Source organism: Thalassospira xiamenensis M-5 = DSM 17429 (assembly GCF_000300235.2).
Classification (GTDB): domain Bacteria; phylum Pseudomonadota; class Alphaproteobacteria; order Rhodospirillales; family Thalassospiraceae; genus Thalassospira; species Thalassospira xiamenensis.
Genome location: NZ_CP004388.1, coordinates 2,738,373 through 2,756,266, shown reverse-complemented (window position 1 = coordinate 2,756,266; position 17,894 = coordinate 2,738,373). Strand labels below are relative to the sequence as shown.

The 17,894-nt window shown below is 54.9% G+C and carries 16 protein-coding genes; 4 read left to right on the top strand and 12 right to left on the bottom strand.

From position 1 onward, the window contains the following. Position 1 precedes the first annotated feature (1 nt). Complete coding sequence (locus TH3_RS12980) at positions 2-1,612, bottom strand: Y-family DNA polymerase (RefSeq protein WP_233421770.1); 1,611 nt, start codon at positions 1,610-1,612, stop codon at positions 2-4. Next, positions 1,542-2,285: an ImuA family protein gene (locus tag TH3_RS12975; RefSeq protein WP_007091393.1), complete on the bottom strand. Its 744-nt coding sequence runs from the start codon at positions 2,283-2,285 to the stop codon at positions 1,542-1,544. The genes TH3_RS12980 and TH3_RS12975 overlap by 71 nt, the downstream gene beginning before the upstream one ends. Positions 2,286-2,517: 232 nt before the next feature. Here TH3_RS12975 and TH3_RS12970 point away from each other — a divergent pair, with 232 nt between their 5' ends. Next, the gene (locus TH3_RS12970) at positions 2,518-3,438 is read left to right on the top strand and encodes a GIY-YIG nuclease family protein (protein WP_202965939.1); all 921 of its coding nucleotides are present in this window, start codon (positions 2,518-2,520) and stop codon (positions 3,436-3,438) included. A gap of 111 nt (positions 3,439-3,549) precedes the next feature. On the opposite strand, the gene cysN is transcribed toward TH3_RS12970, so the two are convergent. The 8 genes from cysN to TH3_RS12930 form a co-directional block, all read right to left on the bottom strand. Then, positions 3,550-5,469 carry a sulfate adenylyltransferase subunit CysN gene (cysN, locus tag TH3_RS12965; RefSeq protein WP_007091395.1) on the bottom strand — a complete coding sequence of 640 codons (1,920 nt, stop codon included), beginning with the start codon at positions 5,467-5,469 and terminating at the stop codon, positions 3,550-3,552. Next, entirely contained in the window at positions 5,469-6,362 is an 894-nt protein-coding gene (gene cysD / locus TH3_RS12960) for a sulfate adenylyltransferase subunit CysD (RefSeq protein WP_254843760.1), read from the bottom strand. Before cysD ends, cysN begins: the two co-directional genes overlap by 1 nt. Positions 6,363-6,584: 222 nt before the next feature. Then, entirely contained in the window at positions 6,585-7,046 is a 462-nt protein-coding gene (locus tag TH3_RS12955; protein WP_007091397.1) for an Lrp/AsnC family transcriptional regulator, read from the bottom strand. Positions 7,047-7,146: 100 nt separating this feature from the next. Beyond that, positions 7,147-8,559, bottom strand: coding sequence for an aminotransferase (locus TH3_RS12950; RefSeq protein WP_007091398.1), 1,413 nt, complete (start codon positions 8,557-8,559; stop codon positions 7,147-7,149). 119 nt (positions 8,560-8,678) lie between these two features. Beyond that, on the bottom strand, positions 8,679-10,040 hold the full coding sequence (gene astB / locus TH3_RS12945) for an N-succinylarginine dihydrolase (protein WP_007091399.1): 1,362 nt from the start codon (positions 10,038-10,040) through the stop codon (positions 8,679-8,681). Then, the gene (astD, locus tag TH3_RS12940; protein WP_007091400.1) at positions 10,037-11,518 is read right to left on the bottom strand and encodes a succinylglutamate-semialdehyde dehydrogenase; all 1,482 of its coding nucleotides are present in this window, start codon (positions 11,516-11,518) and stop codon (positions 10,037-10,039) included. Before astD ends, astB begins: the two co-directional genes overlap by 4 nt. Positions 11,519-11,536: 18 nt before the next feature. Continuing rightward, positions 11,537-12,556: an arginine N-succinyltransferase gene (locus tag TH3_RS12935; RefSeq protein WP_007091401.1), complete on the bottom strand. Its 1,020-nt coding sequence runs from the start codon at positions 12,554-12,556 to the stop codon at positions 11,537-11,539. Between the two features lie 4 nt (positions 12,557-12,560). Beyond that, the gene (locus TH3_RS12930) at positions 12,561-13,802 is read right to left on the bottom strand and encodes a hydrolase (protein ID WP_007091402.1); all 1,242 of its coding nucleotides are present in this window, start codon (positions 13,800-13,802) and stop codon (positions 12,561-12,563) included. Between the two features lie 231 nt (positions 13,803-14,033). On the opposite strand from TH3_RS12930, the gene TH3_RS12925 reads away from it, so the two are divergent. The 3 genes from TH3_RS12925 (at position 14,034) to TH3_RS12915 (ending at position 16,658) form a co-directional block, all read left to right on the top strand. Further along, the gene (locus tag TH3_RS12925; protein WP_007091403.1) at positions 14,034-15,251 is read left to right on the top strand and encodes an aminotransferase-like domain-containing protein; all 1,218 of its coding nucleotides are present in this window, start codon (positions 14,034-14,036) and stop codon (positions 15,249-15,251) included. Positions 15,252-15,400: 149 nt separating this feature from the next. Beyond that, positions 15,401-16,195 (top strand): hypothetical protein, encoded by a 795-nt coding sequence (locus TH3_RS12920; RefSeq protein ID WP_007091404.1) that lies wholly within the window; start codon positions 15,401-15,403, stop codon positions 16,193-16,195. Positions 16,196-16,259: 64 nt separating this feature from the next. Further along, positions 16,260-16,658 (top strand): (R)-mandelonitrile lyase, encoded by a 399-nt coding sequence (locus TH3_RS12915; RefSeq protein ID WP_007091405.1) that lies wholly within the window; start codon positions 16,260-16,262, stop codon positions 16,656-16,658. Between the two features lie 113 nt (positions 16,659-16,771). Here TH3_RS12915 and TH3_RS22670 read toward each other — a convergent pair whose 3' ends face one another. Continuing rightward, positions 16,772-16,900 (bottom strand): DUF2474 family protein, encoded by a 129-nt coding sequence (locus TH3_RS22670; RefSeq protein ID WP_040059893.1) that lies wholly within the window; start codon positions 16,898-16,900, stop codon positions 16,772-16,774. Next, on the bottom strand, positions 16,900-17,892 hold the full coding sequence (cydB, locus tag TH3_RS12905) for a cytochrome d ubiquinol oxidase subunit II (protein WP_476718195.1): 993 nt from the start codon (positions 17,890-17,892) through the stop codon (positions 16,900-16,902). Before cydB ends, TH3_RS22670 begins: the two co-directional genes overlap by 1 nt. Positions 17,893-17,894: the final 2 nt, after the last annotated feature.

Below are 17,894 nucleotides of genomic sequence, written 5' to 3'. Positions count from 1 at the left end.
GTCAGTCCCCGAACAATCCATGGATGGACCAGATATCCTGCCCGGTTGGGCCGGTGCGAAAGGCCCATAACAATCGGCCTGCCTGATCGCGGATGCGGAAATAATCCCGCGTCTTGGGGGATAGGGCATATTCATCCTGATCAAGGCATTGCCACCATTCCGGGCAAATCCGTTCTGGTCCTTCGGCATGGATGATGTCGACCGCCATTTTGCGCCAGCGCAGGCGGCTTGGCGTGCCATTGGTGTCGCGCGCAAGGATTTCGACCGGTTCGGGCGGGTCGATCAGGCGTGCCGGGCGTTTGGGCAATGTCATGTCGGTGCGTCTGGCCGGATATGTCCGGGCGTTAACGGCCTGTCGCACAGAAGCCTGTTCAGGCAAGTGGCTGGCGTGGTGGCCGGGGTGAAACAGCATGTCGCGCGGGCCGAGGTGGTGGGAAATCCGGTCGATCAACTGGGCAAGGGCAATCTGGTCGGTGGTTTCTTCCTGTTGCTGATCAAGGCGCGACTGGCGAAAGGCCACATGTTCGACCCACGGGGCGTAGACAATCACCTGTTCGATGCCAAAACCAGTATCGACACCGGGCATTTTTTCAGACAGCAATCGCAACACATGCGGGGCGGACTGGCACGGGCTTCCGGTACCAAGTGTGATGGTATGGGTATGCCCGTCAACCCGTACACAGCGCAGGATAATGCGGCGCAGACCCAGATTTTCCTGCGCCAGATTGTTGCAGAGTTCCGTTACCATGCTTTCAACCGTAATCGCCAGATTGGCCGCATCGCCCAGCGGTTCGCCAAAGCTGCGCCGGATCAGCCATGGCCGATCTGGCAAATTGAAATTCAGATGTTCGGGCAGACGTCCATAAAACTGATCAAGCCGTTGCAAAACTTCGGGCCCCAAGCGCGTGGTGATATTGGCACGCGGCATCGGGGTGATGTCGCCCAGATGTTTCAGCCCCAGCCGAAACAGGGTGACACGTGTCTGTTCGGCCAGACGCAGGGCGGATATCGGAAAACCGGCGGCAATATCATGATCGCGCGGCAGGCTTAAAATCCGTTGATCAGCCAAGGCAGCAGGGTGGCATCGTGCCGCCCCCCATGCCGCACCTGCCGTATCGGCAATGGCGGCACGGCCAGCATAACCACGTGATTTGACATCGCGCAGAACCAGCGCCAGAAGCGCACTTTCGCCACCAAAAAGGTGACTGCCGCCGGTAATTTCAAGCCACAATCCGGCATCACCTGTATGGTTATGATCGGCTTCCTGCAAGAACCGGTCGCGGGCAACCCACGGGCTGTATCGGTCCATCGCGCGGATCAAACGCGCCAGATGGCGTTCATAAAGATCGGGCTGTTCGGGAAGGTCGCGCAAAGCCGGGTATATGCTGCGTGCTTCGGCAAGGCGCATGCCCGGTGCCAGCCCGCGTGATTGTGCTGCCTTGTTGCTGCCGCAGACAAGCACGCCCTTGTGATCAGCTCGCGTGATCACGACCGGTTCCCGTTGCGGGGATGGTGCGGTTTGCGGGGTATCATCCCCGGTTTCAGGCATATCGATCCGGTGGCAATCTGTTTTCCAGTGCGTCAGCCACAGATAAAGAAAACGTTGTTGCATCAATTTGCATTCTCCAGCTGCCCGGTCGAACCCCGCGTCCCCCGATCAGGCTGAGTATGTGTCGGTTGCCTGTTGTTGAATGTTTCGCTGCTTCCGGCGTTATCCGCCACCGCGTATGCGCGCTTGATGCGGTGGTTTTGCCATCGGACCGCATATGCCGGATTGCAATCAGGCGCGTATGTCCGGCTTCGCAGGCTAGTTGCAGGCGGCGTGCCGCAGTCAGGTCATAATCCGTGGTTTCGACAATGATGCTGGCGATCTGGCCGGATTTTGCTGATTCCTCGCTGGTCCAAAGGGCGGTGGCCTGCCGATCAACCACCATCATGACCGGCATATCCGTCGCTGGCAGCGCAAGCGGATAAAGCCCGCCTTGGTCAATCGCGCGCCGTTGTCTAATCCAAAACAGGCTTTTGCCTGTTTGATCCCCGATGGAAAGTCGTGCCAGATACCATGCCAGAATGGAGGCGGCGGCATCATCATGACCGCAGATGATTTCATGCAGACCCACCGGGGCAATGCCCCCGATGCTGATATGATGTGCAAAATCGACCCCGCCAAAGGCACGGCGCATGATCCGATCCGTCCCGCCGGGCAGGCAGGCAACCTGTCCTTTCCATTGTTTTTCGGCCCGTTGCAACGCAGCACGGGCAAGATGAAGACGTCTGTCCGACATGATGTAAGTTCCTGATTTGTTCTTTTTATGTGGTCAGGACGGAACAGGAGTCAAGCAGCAAAGACCGGGAAAATGTCAGATGTTGTGTTGAATACCTGCCAAGCCTTTGGGTGAAAACGAAATAGTATGAGTTTCTCGCAATGACAGAGCTATCGTGGGGATGATACAACTAAACATAATGCTATCAATATGGGGAATTGCTTTGCTTAAGGGCAGGAGTATTAGGCTCTTCTTGGTCGATGGCACACCAAGCGGAATCATTACAGCCGAGATAATGAACTGGACTGGTCATGTCATGACCGCACCGCGTACGCGCTTGCCTGATTTGATAAAGCGGTCAGAGATAGCGCGAACAGGGGTCTATTTCTTAACTGGTGTTAATCCGGAAGAACCGACGCAAACCTTTGTTTATGTCGGAGAAAGCGATAATGTCGCTAAACGGCTCGTCTCTCACAATAAAGATGAGACGAAAGAGTTTTGGGATAAGGTTTGCGTTGTAACAAGTAAGGACCAGAATTTAACGAAAGCGCATGCTCGTTATCTGGAAAGTCGATTGATATCAATTGTCTCGGCTGCAGGCCGAGCTAGCCTTGTAAATAGCACTTCGCCAGAATATGGCTTTCTACCTGAAGCTGATCTTGCTGATATGGAATTTTTTATTGAGCAAATACGAATCACGCTTCCTGTTTTGGGGATGGATTTCCTTAGAGAAAAACCAAGAGTTGATGACTCTGGTGTCATGCAAAAAAGTTCCTCAGCATCAACCGAGTTTTGGGAAAATAAATCACCTGTTTTCATTATAAAAAGTCCCAAATATGGGTTGTTTGCTCAAGCGCAACAAATTGGTGGTGATTTTATTGTTTTGGCTAACTCTCACGCAAGATCTTCTTGGGAGAGTAGCGCAGGTGGATATCGAAATCTTCATGAACAGCTGGTTCGCGAAGGAAGATTGGTTCCTGATCGTGATGGGCTGCTGAAGTTTAAAGAAGATACGACATTCAATAGTCCCAGCGCAGCCTCTGCGACCATTTTCGGTCGTCCTGACAATGGGCGCATAACTTGGCGGGTTAAAGGGACAAATAAGACTTATGCGGATTGGCAAAACGAACAAATCGTTTCAGATGCTTCCATAGAAAATAGCGATGATGAATGATCGGTTGGGGAGTTGGTTCTGAATATGATCACTAAAAAGTAAAGAAAACCCCGGCGTCTAGCCGGGGTTTTGGAAGGTGACCAGTCTTGTTCTCTAATCTTGCCATTCACCTTAAATTTCCGGATACCACGCACCCAGAACGCCGAATTCTTCGAGCTTGGCAACGATGATCTCTGCTGCCTGTTCGGCAGTTTGATCAGATGTGTTGACCGTGATCTCGGCGTTTTCCGGTGCTTCATAGGGGCTGTCGATCCCGGTGAAGTTGGCGATTTTGCCTTCGCGGGCCTTTTTATAAAGGCCTTTCACGTCGCGCTGTTCGCAGACTTCAATCGGGGTGTCGATAAAGACCTCGATGAACTCGCCATCTTCGACAAGGCTACGCGCAAACTGGCGTTCGCTTTTGAACGGCGAGATGAAGGATACCAGCGTGATGATCCCGGCATCGACAAACAGCTTGGCGGTTTCACCGACACGCCGGATGTTTTCCACCCGGTCGGCATCGGTAAAGCCAAGGTCCTTGTTCAATCCGTGACGGACATTGTCACCATCAAGGGTGTAGGTGTGCTTGCCCATGGCGTGGAGCCTTTTCTCGACCAGGTTGGCGATGGTCGATTTACCGGCACCCGAAAGACCCGTGAACCACAGAACGGCTGATTTCTGACCTTTCTGATAGGCACGCGCCTGTTTGTTGATGTCCATTTCCTGCCATTTGACGTTGGTCGCACGGCGAAGCGAATGGTTGACCATGCCTGCGCCAACGGTGGCGTTGGAATAACGGTCGATGATGATGAACCGTCCCGAATGGCGGTTGTCATCATAGGGATCAAAGGCCAGTGCCTTGTCGGTTGCGATATTGGCAATCCCGACTTCGTTCAGTTCCAGCGTCTTGCCGGCAATATGTTCTAGCGTGTTGACATTGACCTTGTATTTCAGGTCGCTGATCTGTGCGTTGGTGACCTGTGCGCCCATTTTGATGATATAGGGCCGGCCGGGCAGAAGATGATCTTCGTGCATCCAGATGATGCGGGCTTCGAACTGGCCGGCAAATTCCGGGCGTTCATCTGGGCGTGCCAGAACATCGCCGCGCGAAATGTCGATTTCATCTTCAAGCGTGATGGTCACGGCCTGACCGGCGAATGCCTGATCAAGGTTGCCGTCAAAGGTGACGATTTCCCTGACCTTGCTGGTCTGACCCGAGGCGGTGACGGCAATCGCATCGCCCGGCTTGATGATGCCCGATGCGATGGTGCCGGAAAAACCCCGGAAATCAAGGTTCGGGCGGTTGACCCACTGCACCGGAAGACGGAACGGCTTTTCAATCGCATCCTGTTCGACCTGAACGGTTTCAAGATGCGCGAGCAGCGTCGGGCCTTCGTACCAAGGCGTGTTCGGGCTGGCTTCGATCATGTTATCGCCGCGAAGGGCTGATAACGGGATCGGTGTGATCGAACTATAGCCAAGGTCTTTGGCGAATTCCTTGTAGTCGGCAACAATGGTGTCGAATTTGTCCTGATCATAGTCGATCAGGTCCATCTTGTTCACGGCGAGCACCACATGCTTGATGCCCAAAAGCGAGGTGATGAAGCTGTGGCGGCGTGTCTGTGTCAGAATGCCTTTGCGCGCATCAATCAGGATCACGGCGACATCGGCGGTCGAGGCGCCGGTTGCCATGTTGCGGGTATATTGTTCGTGGCCGGGGGTATCGGCGACGATGAATTTGCGCTTGTCGGTCGAAAAGAACCGATAGGCGACATCAATCGTGATGCCCTGTTCGCGTTCGGCCTGAAGCCCGTCCAGCAGCAGGGCGAAATCAATTTCGCCGCCTTGGGTGCCGACCTTGCGGCTATCGGATTCAAGGGCTGCCAACTGATCTTCAAAGATCATTTTGGAATCCCAAAGCAGACGGCCAATCAGGGTTGATTTGCCATCATCGACACTGCCGCACGTGATGAAGCGCAGCAGGCTTTTTTCTTCCTGGGATTTCAGGTAGCCGAGAATGTCATCGGCAATCAGGTCGGATTGATGCGCCATTAGAAGTATCCTTCCTGCTTCTTCTTTTCCATCGACCCGGCTTCGTCGTGGTCAATCATACGACCCTGACGCTCGCTTGAACGGGTCAGCAGCATTTCCTGAATGATATCGGGCAGGGTGGTTGCTTCGGACTCAACAGCACCGGTGAGTGGGTAGCAGCCCAAGGTGCGGAACCGTACCGATTTCATTTCCGGCTTTTCACCCGGATGAAGCGGCATGCGGTCGTCATCAACCATGATCAGCATACCGTCACGTTCAACAACCGGGCGTTTGGCCGAATAATACAGCGGCACAATCGGGATCTGTTCGAGATAGATATATTGCCAGATATCAAGCTCGGTCCAGTTTGAGATCGGGAATGCGCGAATGCTTTCGCCCTTGTTGATCCGTGCGTTGTATATATCCCAAAGTTCCGGACGCTGGTTTTTCGGGTCCCAGCGATGGGTTTCGGTGCGGAACGAAAACACGCGTTCCTTGGCGCGTGCCTTTTCCTCGTCACGCCGCGCCCCGCCAAAGGCTGCATCGAACTTGTATTTGTTCAGCGCCTGTTTCAGCGATTGGGTTTTCATGACGTCGGTATGCAGGCTTGATCCGTGGGTGAAGGGGCCGATGCCCTGATCAACGCCGTCCTGATTGATATGAACAATCAGCTCAAACCCGTATTCCGCCGCCACCTTGTCGCGAAATTCGATCATTTCGCGGAATTTCCACGTGGTATCGACATGCATGAGCGGAAAGGGCGGCGGGGCCGGATAAAATGCCTTGCGCGCCAGATGCAGCAAAACCGACGAATCCTTGCCGATGGAATAAAGCATCACCGGCCGTTCGAACGAGGCCGCAACTTCGCGGATAATGTGAATACTCTCGGCCTCAAGCTGGCGGAGATGGGTCAGATTAGGCTGCATTCTCGTTCCTGCCGATCAATCAAAACTGTGGCAAATAACACAAAATTTGTGTTTATAAATGTATTTCACGTTGCTTTGATGGGTAATATGGAAACGGCTTTGATGCAAGCGCGATCTATCCAAATCACACAAAAAAGATAACCAGATATTTTCTAGTACAAAGGAAATATGTTCTTTGGGTGTTTTCTTTGTGATTGATGAAGTCCGGCATCAAACCGGATAGCCCCTGAATGCCTTGGTCTGGGCAAGTGCGACATGGCCGATGAATTTGGTAATGCCAAGGTTGCCGTGGATCATTTCCTCGGACAGGGAATGATAATGCTGCACATCGCGACAGACGAGGCACAGCATATAATCATACGGTCCTGAAATCCGGTAGGCGGCAACGACTTCGGGGATGGTTTTGGCCGTGTCGGCAAACCGTTTGTAATCGGCGGCGGTCTTGCCGGTCAGTGTGACCTCGGCAAAGACCCGGACATGCGGGCAGATTTTTTCGATATCAAGCACCGCGCGATAGCGTTTGACCACGGCTTCTTTTTCAAGCTTTTTGACCCGGTCAAGGCAGGGGCTCGGGCTTAGTCCCACCAGCTTTGACAGGGCGAGATTGGTCAGCTTTGCATTGGCCTGAAGGGCGCGCAGGATTTTAAGGTTGATCTCGTCGATCTTGATCATCGGGTCGCCGTTATCTTGTTTGCGCCACCTTACACATAAAAAAACGGCCCGACCAGTATTCCGGTCGGGCAAGTGGGCAGGATTTGGGACGTTTCGAAAATCAGGCAGCCATGCCCTTGCGTTCCTCGGTGCTCAGTTCGCCCATCACCTGATCAATGCCCTTTTGGATGGCATCGACCATCTGGTCGGCTTCGCGCCGGTCAAGCGTCAGGGGCGGGGAAAATGCCAGGCTGTCGGCGGTTGGAAGCGGGCGGACAATTACGCCGTGGTTTCCAATTGCCGCCGCACAGCGCGCGGCGATCTTGTGTTTCAGATCGAACCCGGTTTTTGTGTCCCGGTCCGCCATCAGTTGCAAGGCACCCAGAAGGCCGACACCGCGGACTTCGCCGATATGAGCGTGATGGCCAAAGGTATCGTTAAGCTGCGCATGCAGATAGGCACCGGTTTCCGCCGAGTTCGCGACCAGATTTTCGCCTTCGATGATCGCAAGGTTCGCCAGTGCGACAGCCGATCCCACCGGATGGCCGGAATAGGTAAAGCCATGGGCAAATGCGCCAAGGGTTGCGGACCCGTCGCGCAGGACTTTCCAGATATCATCGCTGATGAAGGCTGCTGACATCGGGAAATAGCCGCTGGTCAGGCCCTTGGCGGTGGCGATCATATCGGGGCGAATGTCATAAAGCTGATGACCGAACCAGTGGCCGGTGCGGCCGTAACCACAAACAACCTCGTCACAGATGAACAGGATGTCGTGCTTTTTCAGAACCGACTGAACGGCCTTGAAATAGCCCTTGGGCGGGGTGATGACGCCACCGGCCCCCATGATCGGCTCTGCAATGAAGGCACCGACCGTTTCCGGACCTTCGGCGATGATCAGGGATTCAAGCTCGTTTGCCAGCCGGGAGGAAAACTGTTCCTCGGTCTCGCCGGGTTTGGCTTCGCGGTAATAATGCGGTAGCGAGGTGTGTTTGACTTCGGGGATCGGCAGGCCGAAATTGCGATGAAACGATGCAAGCCCGGTCAGGCTGGCGGTGGCAATGGTGGTGCCGTGATAGGCCTGTTTGCGGGCGATGATCTTGCGTTTTTCCGGTTTGCCGCGAAGCCCGTTATAATACCAGACGATTTTCATCAGCGTGTCGTTGGCATCCGACCCGGAACTGCCAAAAAACACCTTGGTGATGTGAGCGGGCATTTTTGCCACCAGCTTTTCGGCCAGTTCGATCTGGGCAGGGTTGGATGCCCCGGCAAAGGTGTGGAAATAGCCCATCTGATCGGATGCGGCCTTCATCGCATCGCCGATCTCGGTCCGGCCATAGCCGATGTTCATGCACCAAAGCCCGCCAACCCCGTCCAGCATTCTATTGCCGTCGGTATCGGTAATGAACGCGCCCTTGCCCTTAACAAAAATGCGGGCTGGGCCGTTGTTTGACACATCGGCAACCACGGATGCCGGATGCAGGATATTGGCCGCATCCGATCTTTTGAGATGTTCGGTATCATAGAGGGTCGACATGGCGGGTCTCCGGGGCTTTGTGTGGGGCGTAAAGCTTGTTGTTCCCGGTATTCTGCCACGATTAGTCCGGTATTAAATTTCGAAGCAACCGGGCAGCACGGCAGGGAATGCGGAACGGTTCATCCTTCCCGTTGAAAATCGTAAATCGGGCCAAGCTCAAGCAATTGGGTGAGTTCATCAAGGGCCGTTCGGACTTCGTTCAGAAGCGTTGGATCGCGGAAATCATCCGCACTTAGGCGGTCACGATAGTGTTTTTCGACCCAGCCTGTCAGTTCGGCAAAGCGTTGATCGTCGATCAGGCTTTGCGGGTTGGTGGCGGCAAGTTCATCCCCTGTCAGGGCGACGCGCAGCCGCAAACAGGCCGGCCCGCCCCCATTGCGCATGCTTTGGCGCAGGTCGAAAAACTTGATCTGTCTGATTGGCGTGTTGCCCTTGCCGATCAGGTCATAAAGGTAATCGCGGACCGATATGGTTTCTTCGGCCTCGGTCGGCAGGATCAGCATCATCTGATCATTTTCCGGCAGGCGCAAAAGCTGTGAATTGAACAGGTAGCTTTTGATGACGTCGGAAAGTGGCACGGTACTTTGGGGCACCTCGATACTGGTGAAATCGGCGATGCCATCCATCTTGCGCCGGATGTCGTCAATCACGGCGGACGTGTTAACAAAGGCGTCCTCGTAATGGAACAGCACATTGGCATTGCCGACCGAAATCACGTCATTATGAAACACCCCGGCATCAATCAGGTCCGGGTTTTGCTGCGCATAGACGACACCATTTTCGGATAAGCCATGATGGCGGGCAATCGCGCTGCTGGCTTCGAACGTCTGGCGTGCGGGATAACGGTTTGGCCGGGTTTTGCCCGGATCAAAAGCATGACGGCCATAGACGAAAAATTCGACCCCGCGCGCGCCGTAATCACCGCAAAAACGGGTATGGTTGGCAGCCCCTTCGTCGCCCATATGGTCCGTGCCGGGCAGGGCGGCATGATGGGTGAAATGATCGGGATCGGCGAATATCGCGGCAAGTGCGCGCCCCGTCACCGGATGTTCGATCGACCGGTGGAACATGGCGCACAGATTGGCCGGGGTGAAATGCACCTTGCCATCGGCAGTATCACCGCTAGGCGAAACGGTTGCGGCATTGGCCGTCCACATCGGGGATGCCGATGATACCGCCAGAACAAGGTTCGGGTTGGTTTTCCAGGCCGAGGCCAGAACATCACCATCCGATCCACGAAAGCCGAAAACATCGCGGAGGGTTTTGACATGCGGGCGTTCATGGGGTGGCAACACACCCTGCACAAAGCCCATGTCATGCAGCGCCTTCATCTTGGTCAGGCCCTGAAGGGCGGCGGATTTCGGATTGGAATGGGTGCTGGCGTTGCTGGTTGATGCGACATTGCCAAAGCTTAACCCGGCATAATTGTGCGTCGGGCCGACCAGACCGTCAAAATTGGCTTCGATGGCGTAGCGGGTCATGGACGTACTCCTTTGGGGACGGCATCGGGGGCGATCAGTTTGTCGATCTGAAGGGTTGTGACCGGCCATGCGCAATAATCGGCGGCGTAATAGGCCGACGGGCGGTGGTTGCCGCTTTCGCCGATGCCGCCAAACGGGGCGCTACTGGATGCGCCGGTCAGTTGCTTGTTCCAGTTGACGATCCCGGCCCGGCTTTCATGGATGAAGCGTTGCCAAAGTTCGGCATCATCGCACAGCAACCCGGCGGCAAGGCCAAAACGGGTATTGTTGGCTTCACGGATCGCGTCGTCAAAGTGATCGACCCGGATGATTTGCAGGATCGGACCAAACAGTTCCTCGTCCGCGCGGTCCTTTACATCGGTCACGTCAATCAGACCCGGTGTCAGGAACGGGCGGGCAGGATCGGGACGCGTCATTTCGCGGATGATTTTGGCGCCATTGGCAACAAGTTTTTCCTGCGCCGCGATCAATGCATCCGCCGCCCGGTTGGAAATCACCGGGCCCATGAAGGGGGCGGGATCATCATCGGGCGCACCGATAATCAGCCTGTCGCAATAGTCATTGATGGCAACGACCATCGCATCGCCCTTTGCGCCGGATGGCACGATCAGGCGGCGCGCGCAGGTGCAACGTTGCCCTGCGGTGATAAAGGCCGACATGACGGTATGGTGGGCGACGGCATCGAGATCGGCGGCGTCCCAGACGACAAGCGGATTATTCCCGCCAAGTTCCAGCGCCAGGATTTTGTCCATCTGCCCGGCAAAGGCATGGTGCAAATGGCGTCCGGTCGGGACACTGCCGGTAAAGAACAGCCCGTCGATACCGGGATGCTGCGCCACGGCAATGCCGGTATCGCGTTCGCCCTGCACAAGGTTCAGAACCCCGCCCGGCAATCCGGCCCGTTGCCAGAGCTTTACGGTTTCCCCGGCGACAAGCGGGGTCAGTTCGGATGGCTTGAACACCACGCAATTGCCCGCCAGAAGGGCCGGGACGATATGGCCGTTGGGCAGATGGCCGGGGAAGTTATAGGGACCAAAGACCGCAACAACCCCGTGGGGTTTGTGGCGCAAAATCGCCTGTCCGCCGCCCGGTGCGTCACCTTGGCGCGTGCCGGTGCGTTCATGATAGGCCTTGATCGAAATCGCGATTTTCCCGGCCATTGCGCCGACTTCGGTCAAGGCCTCCCAATGCGGTTTTCCGGTATCACGGCTGATGGTGCGTGCCAGTGCGTCCTTGTGATCATTGAGAAGCCCGGCAAACCGTTCAAGGATTTCGATCCGTTCACTGAGGTCGCGTTTTGCCCATGCCGGAAAGGCATTTCGTGCCGCCATGATCGCAGCGTTAACATCATCACTGCTGGCGGAATTCCCCTGCCAGACGATATCGCCATTGGCCGGGTTTTCGGCGTGAAATGCTTTGCCATTGCCGGTTTGCCATGTGCCATTGATGAACAGGGCGGGATTTGATTTCTGGGTCATGATGCCTGCTCCTGCGTGTTAATCGGTGACAAAACGGATCTGATCGCCAGCACGCAGACCAAGGATTTCGGCCTGATCGCGGTCCAGATCGACATGCGTGCCATTCACAACATTCATGTAAAGCCAGCTTGCCTGATACCCGGAAAGTTCCAGTGTGCAGGCAAGGTGGCGTTCCATGGCGGGGCTTCGATCAACGATTTTGCGGATGGTGGCGATTTTGGAATGGCGAATGGTGCGGATGTCATCAAGCCGGACATCAACGCATGGCCCGCCGTCAAAAATATCGACCGCATTTGAAAACCGGAAACCTTCCTTTTTCAAAAGGTTCAGTGCCGGTCGCGTTTCATCGTGGGTTTTGCCGATCACATCCTGGGCGGCCTTGGGCAGCATTTCGATGTAGATCGGATATTTCGGCATCAGATCGGCAATGAACTGGTTATTGCCGATCCCGGAAATATAATCGGCATCGGGGAACGGGATATTGAAGAAATGCGATCCCAGGGCTTCCCAAAGTGGTGATTTACCGTTTTCATCCTGCCAGCCGCGCATTTCGGCCATGACCATTTCCGAAAACCGTTCCTTGAAGCACCCCATCAACAGATATCGCGACCGCGCCAGAAGCTGCCCGTTGCCGTCCTTGCGATAATCGGGATCAAGGTAAAGTGTGCCCACCTCGGTAGCACCCTGATAATCGTTCACAAGGGTCAGCAGGCGCGATGTCACGGTGACATTCAGTTCATGCGAATATTGCGTCAGTTTCAGGATTTTATAGTTATAGAATGCCTTCGATAACCCGACCCCGGCATAGATCGCGCAGGTGCCTGCGACCTTGCCATTGGCGGTATCTTCCAGAACCATGAAATAGCTTTCACCACCGGGGCCGTCGATATCGGCCCCGAAGGCCTCGATACTTTCGACAATGCGGGCTTCGAGCACGTCACGATTGGCCGGAAGGGTGGTTAACCCCTTGCTGGCTGAGGATGCCAGATCAACCAGCCGGTCAAGGTCGCTCATACGGGCGGGGCGGACACGCATCATGTTTTTATATCTCCGTCTTTTTCAATGCGTCGGGTAAATCACCTGAACCGGCTTTCATCAGGATCAGGGCCGAAAGCTTTGCCCGTTCGATCAGACTGTCGAGCTTCACAAATTCCTGATCGGAATGGATCAGGCCGCCGCGCACCCCAAGGGTATCGATATTGGGTAATCCGGCCTCGGCCAGATTGTTGCCATCGCAACAGCCCCCAGTGGGTTTCCATGCGATATCAAGATCAAGGTCATGACCCAGTTCGCGGACCCATTCGAAAAGGGCCTTGGTCCTGCCTGCCATCGGTTTGGGCGCGCGGCCAAACTGGCCATGCAATTCGGCCATGATGCCGTCACGCTGATTGATCGCAGCAATGACATCGGCAATTTCATTTTCTGCCTGATGGCGTTCGAAATGGTTTGAAACCCGAACGTTAAAGCGCACGACGGCATTATCAGGCACGACATTGACTGGCCCGCCGCCATCGATCTTGCCGATATTGAATGTGGCTTCGCCAACCTTGCCGTTAAGCTGATCAAGGCGCATCACGCAATCACTGGCCGCGACCATCGCACTGCGCCCGGCATGAAATTCACGCCCCGCATGGGCAGCACGCCCCTTGATCCGGACGGAAAAATTGCCTGATCCCTTGCGTGCCCCGGCAAGGGTGCCGTCTTCCAAGGCCGGTTCATAGAGCATCCCGAAATCGGCGGCGCGGGCGTGTTCGGCCAGAAACGGGGCCGATCCGATGGAGCCGGTTTCTTCATCAGGGTTCAGGATGACTTCCCAGCCGATGCCATTGGCAAAGGGGCTTCGTTCCAGTGCGCTCAGGGCATTGAGGATCGTCAGAATGCCGCCCTTGGCATCGGCAACACCCGGCCCGTTTAATGTATTTTCATCAATCAGGCGCGGGGTTTGAAACGGGCTGTCGATGGCAAAGACCGTGTCATAATGAATGCACAGCAAAACCCGAACCGGGGCCTGTGGCCGTTTGGAAAAATGCAAAAGCTTGCCATAGCGCACGGGTGCGATGCTGCCATCGGCGGCGACCGCTTCGCTATCGGGCAGGTCGATGATGGCTGTTTTGGCATCAAGTTCGGCAAAGGCATCCAGAATGGCGTCACGCATCCGGTCAAGCCCGTCGATATTGCCTGTGCCACTATTGATTGCCGACCATGATTTCAGGCGATCAAGCGTTTCATCGTAACGCTGATCAAGCCAGTCGAGCCAAGGCTGAAACTTTGCATATTCGGTCATGATAACCTGTGGAATGGTTTGGCATTGTTGATTGTTTATTGAATATAGAATGCCAAAAAACGCCCGGCAGGTGGTGCGGGATAGGGGGATGGAAACGGAATTACATGCGGGTGGATGAAAGGTTAAAAAGTAATTTTATTTCAAAATTAACGACAATAGAAAAATAAACTTGATTTAGGTCAGTCTTCCTTGCCAAATAATGGCAACAACACTGACCTAAAGAGAAGCCCCATGACTGTCCAATGGAATGACCTGATCGTTCGTGATGCCCGTGCGCTTACCGCCTCCGAAATCCGAGATCTGCTTAAAGTGGCCGACCGGCCGGAAATTATTTCCTTTGCCGGGGGCGTACCCGACCCGTCGCTCTTCCCGCTGGCCGATTTCAATGCCATCTATGGTGGTCTGACGACCGACGAGGCCGCGGGTCGCAAAAGCCTTCAATATTCCATTAGCGAAGGCCTGCCGGCCCTGCGCCAATGGATTGTCGATGATCTTGCCACCAGCGGGGCAGTGCGCGGGATTGATAACATCCTGATTACCTGTGGCGCGCAGCAGGGACTTGATATGCTCGCCCGTTTGTTGCTGGAGCCGGGCCGCGAAATCGTCGTGGAAAAGCCAAGTTACCTTGGTGCGATGCAGGCCTTTTCCATGCGCCGTCCGACCTATGTCGGGGTGAATATGGATGATGATGGCCCGGTGATTGCCGAACTCGAAGCAGCCTTTGAACGTGGCGTACGGATTGCCTATCTGGCGCCGGATTTCCAGAACCCGACCGGGCGGTCTTATAGTCTTGATCGGCGTCTTGCGGTGCTTGAAGTTGCGCGTAAATATGGTGCGGTCATCCTTGAAGATGCGGCCTATTGCAAGCTGTCCTACGAGGGCGACGTTTTGCCATCGTTGCTTGCCCTTGATGAAACAAACGGAGATCCGCAGGCCGGAACCGTCATCCAGCTTGGCACATTTTCCAAAACGCTGGTGCCTGCCCTTCGGATCGGGTGGGTCTGTGCGCCACGTCCGGTGATTGAACGGCTGGTTCTGATGAAGCAGGCCGGTGATCTGCATGTATCGACCATCAATCAGGAAATCGCCCTTCGTGCGGCGCGCAAACTGTTTCCGGGGCATCTGGATACTATCCGCGATGCCTATCGCGCCAAACGCGACACGATGCTGGCGGCATTGGATGAATTCATGCCCGAAACCGTGTCCTATACAAGACCCGAAGGCGGCATGTTCATCTGGCTGACCCTGCCGGAAAATATAGACAGCCGCCAATTGCTGGAACAGGCCCTGCACGAGGCCAAGGTCGCCTTCGTTCCCGGTCAGGCCTTTTTCTGTGACCATACTGGTCGTAATACCGCGCGCCTCAGCTTCGCGACCGAGAAGGCGGATCGCATTCGCGACGGGATCGAACGCTTGGCATTGCTGATCCGGCGTGTGCACAATCAGTAAAAAATCGGCTTCATTTTTGCGTCACGCAATTGGTAAAACTTCTCTATAAAATTAGAGATGCATGTGATCTTTAAAATCTTTGGTTGCGGTTCCCTGACTTTAAGATCATGAGGCAGGGTGACTGATTGCGAGACAGCAAGGGCGGCGACATGCTTGATGAAATCACCTCGGAAGTTGCCAAAACGCCAAACGGTATATGGAAAGAAAGCATTCTTGCGCTTTATAAAAACTGGCGTTTAGTGCTCGTTCTGGGGGGAGGGGTTGCCTGCGTCAATGTTGCGACCACTTTTTTGACAGTCGATTTGGTCGGCAAAGTGCTCCAATGGCTGGCAGAAGTTGCGATCATATATGTCGGATGCGGATGGGTGCTTTCGGGCGTGTCGGGGAAACCGGATGTGTCGGGCGTCGGATATATCCAGCGTCGTGATTTTTGCGTCAGGGTTGTTATCCTCTATTCTCTGGCGGCGATGCCAAATCAGTTCTTTCTGTTGCTCTATACAGGCAGCTTCGATTGGTCTTACCCTTTACTGGCTGATAACTCGCGGGCAATCGCCTCTGCTTTGATCCGATGGTCGTCGATCTGGTTGGTTGGGGCGTTGCTGATAACATGGCTGCCTGCGGCCCTTCGGCTTGATGATGACACTGGAATTTTGCACGCATTGCAGCGCGGATGGAAAACCATTGGCTATGTTGTCGTGCAATTTCTGATTGGCCCAACGGTCTTGATTGTTGTTAAAGAGCTTTGCGGCGTCATTTTCGCAGATGTTGCGATTGAAGCTCTGGTCGCTTCGGGAGGTGTTGGCGACGGAATGTACAGGTTGATTTCAGTTTCAGCCTTATTTGCGATGTTTGGTGTGGTCTTTAAGTTGTGGTGGGCGATGATGGTCGGGATTGTTGCGGCACGGGCTTACATAATTGCGCGCCAGGATATTAACCTTGAATGACTGTCTGAGATACTTCAGCAACGGCGCAATCATTTTATCATGATACCAAAGAGCGAGGATCACCATGAACATCCTGCGCAACGCATCAAAACCATCGGCCAAAGGATCGCCGGATTACTTCACGGGTGCGGTCAGGATCGATAGCCCGTTTCAGACCGCCGATCCCGCCCGTGTCGGCGGGGCCATTGTGACGTTTGAACCGGGCGCGCGCACCGCATGGCATACCCATCCGCTGGGCCAGACCGTGATCATCACAAGTGGCCTTGGCTGGGCGCAGCGCGAAGGCGGACCGCGCGAGGAAATCCGCCCCGGCGATATCGTCTGGTTCGAACCGGGTGAAAAGCACTGGCACGGAGCTACCGACAAAACCGCGATGACCCATATCGCGATTGCGGAATCCGTCAACGGATCGGCGGTCGACTGGCTGGAAAAAGTGGCGGATAGCGATTATCTGGGCCAATGACTGACCCCGAATGAAAAGGCCCGGCAGGGGTGGGGGACCTTGCTGCCGGGCCGGAGTTGCTGACAAGTGTCAGCAGGTAGACGGAGTAATCCGATATTTGTGATCGGATATTTTCATGAAATTCCGGTGATCAGGCTGCGCAGCAAAAGCGACACAGCCCCGATCACAAGGATGCCCCCGGCATAAAGCCCGATAAACCAAAGCACACGCCGGGTTTTGGGTTTGGGTGAAAATGCCGTCATCAGTGATATCCTTCATCCCCGACCTTGCCCCGGAATACCCAATAGGCATAGGCGGTATAGGCCAGAATGATCGGGATCAGAATGGAAGCACCGACCAGCATGAAGGACAGGCTGTTGTCGGGGGCGGCGGCCGTTCTGAAATCAATCATCGGTGGGACGATATTGGGATAAAGCGTGATGCCAAACCCGGCATAGCACAGGAAGAAAATACCAAGTGTAATGCCAAATACCGTCTTTTCCCGGTGCTTGACCGCATGCCAAAGCCAGAAAAGCAGACCGGTCGTGACAATCGGGATCGGGGCCAGGAAAAACAGGTTTGGCATATCAAACCAGCGCGCGGCATAAGCGGGGTGGATATAGCTTGTCATCAATGACACCACGCCAAGATTGGCAGCCATCCAGATCACCGCAGGTTTGGCAAGGGCGCGCAAACGCCCCTGAAAATTGCCTTCCATCTTCATGATCAGCCAGCCGGTGCCAAGCAGGGCATAGCCAACCACGACGGCAGACGCGCAGAACACCGAAAACGGGCTTAGCCAGTCAAACGGGCCGCCAACGAATTTGGCATTTTCAACGGCAATGCCTTCGATAAACGCACCCAGCATTGCACCCTGCATCGCGGCCGCAATGATCGACCCGGCGGAAAAGGCAAAGTCCCAGTGTTTTTGATGATCGCGGCTTTTGAACCGGAATTCGAACGCTACCCCGCGAAACACCAATGCCAGCAACATGGTGAAAACCGGGATATAAAACGCGGTCATCAGCAATGAATAGGCCAGCGGGAAGGCGGCATAAAGCCCGCCACCGCCCAGAACCAGCCAGGTTTCATTGCCATCCCACACAGGGGCAACCGTATTCATCATCTTGCCGCGTTTGGCCGGGTCCTTGATGAACGGAAACAGAATGCCAATGCCAAGATCAAAACCATCAAGCGTGACATAGGCGAAAACGGCAACCGCAATCAGCAGTACCCAGATCAGTTGATAATCCATGA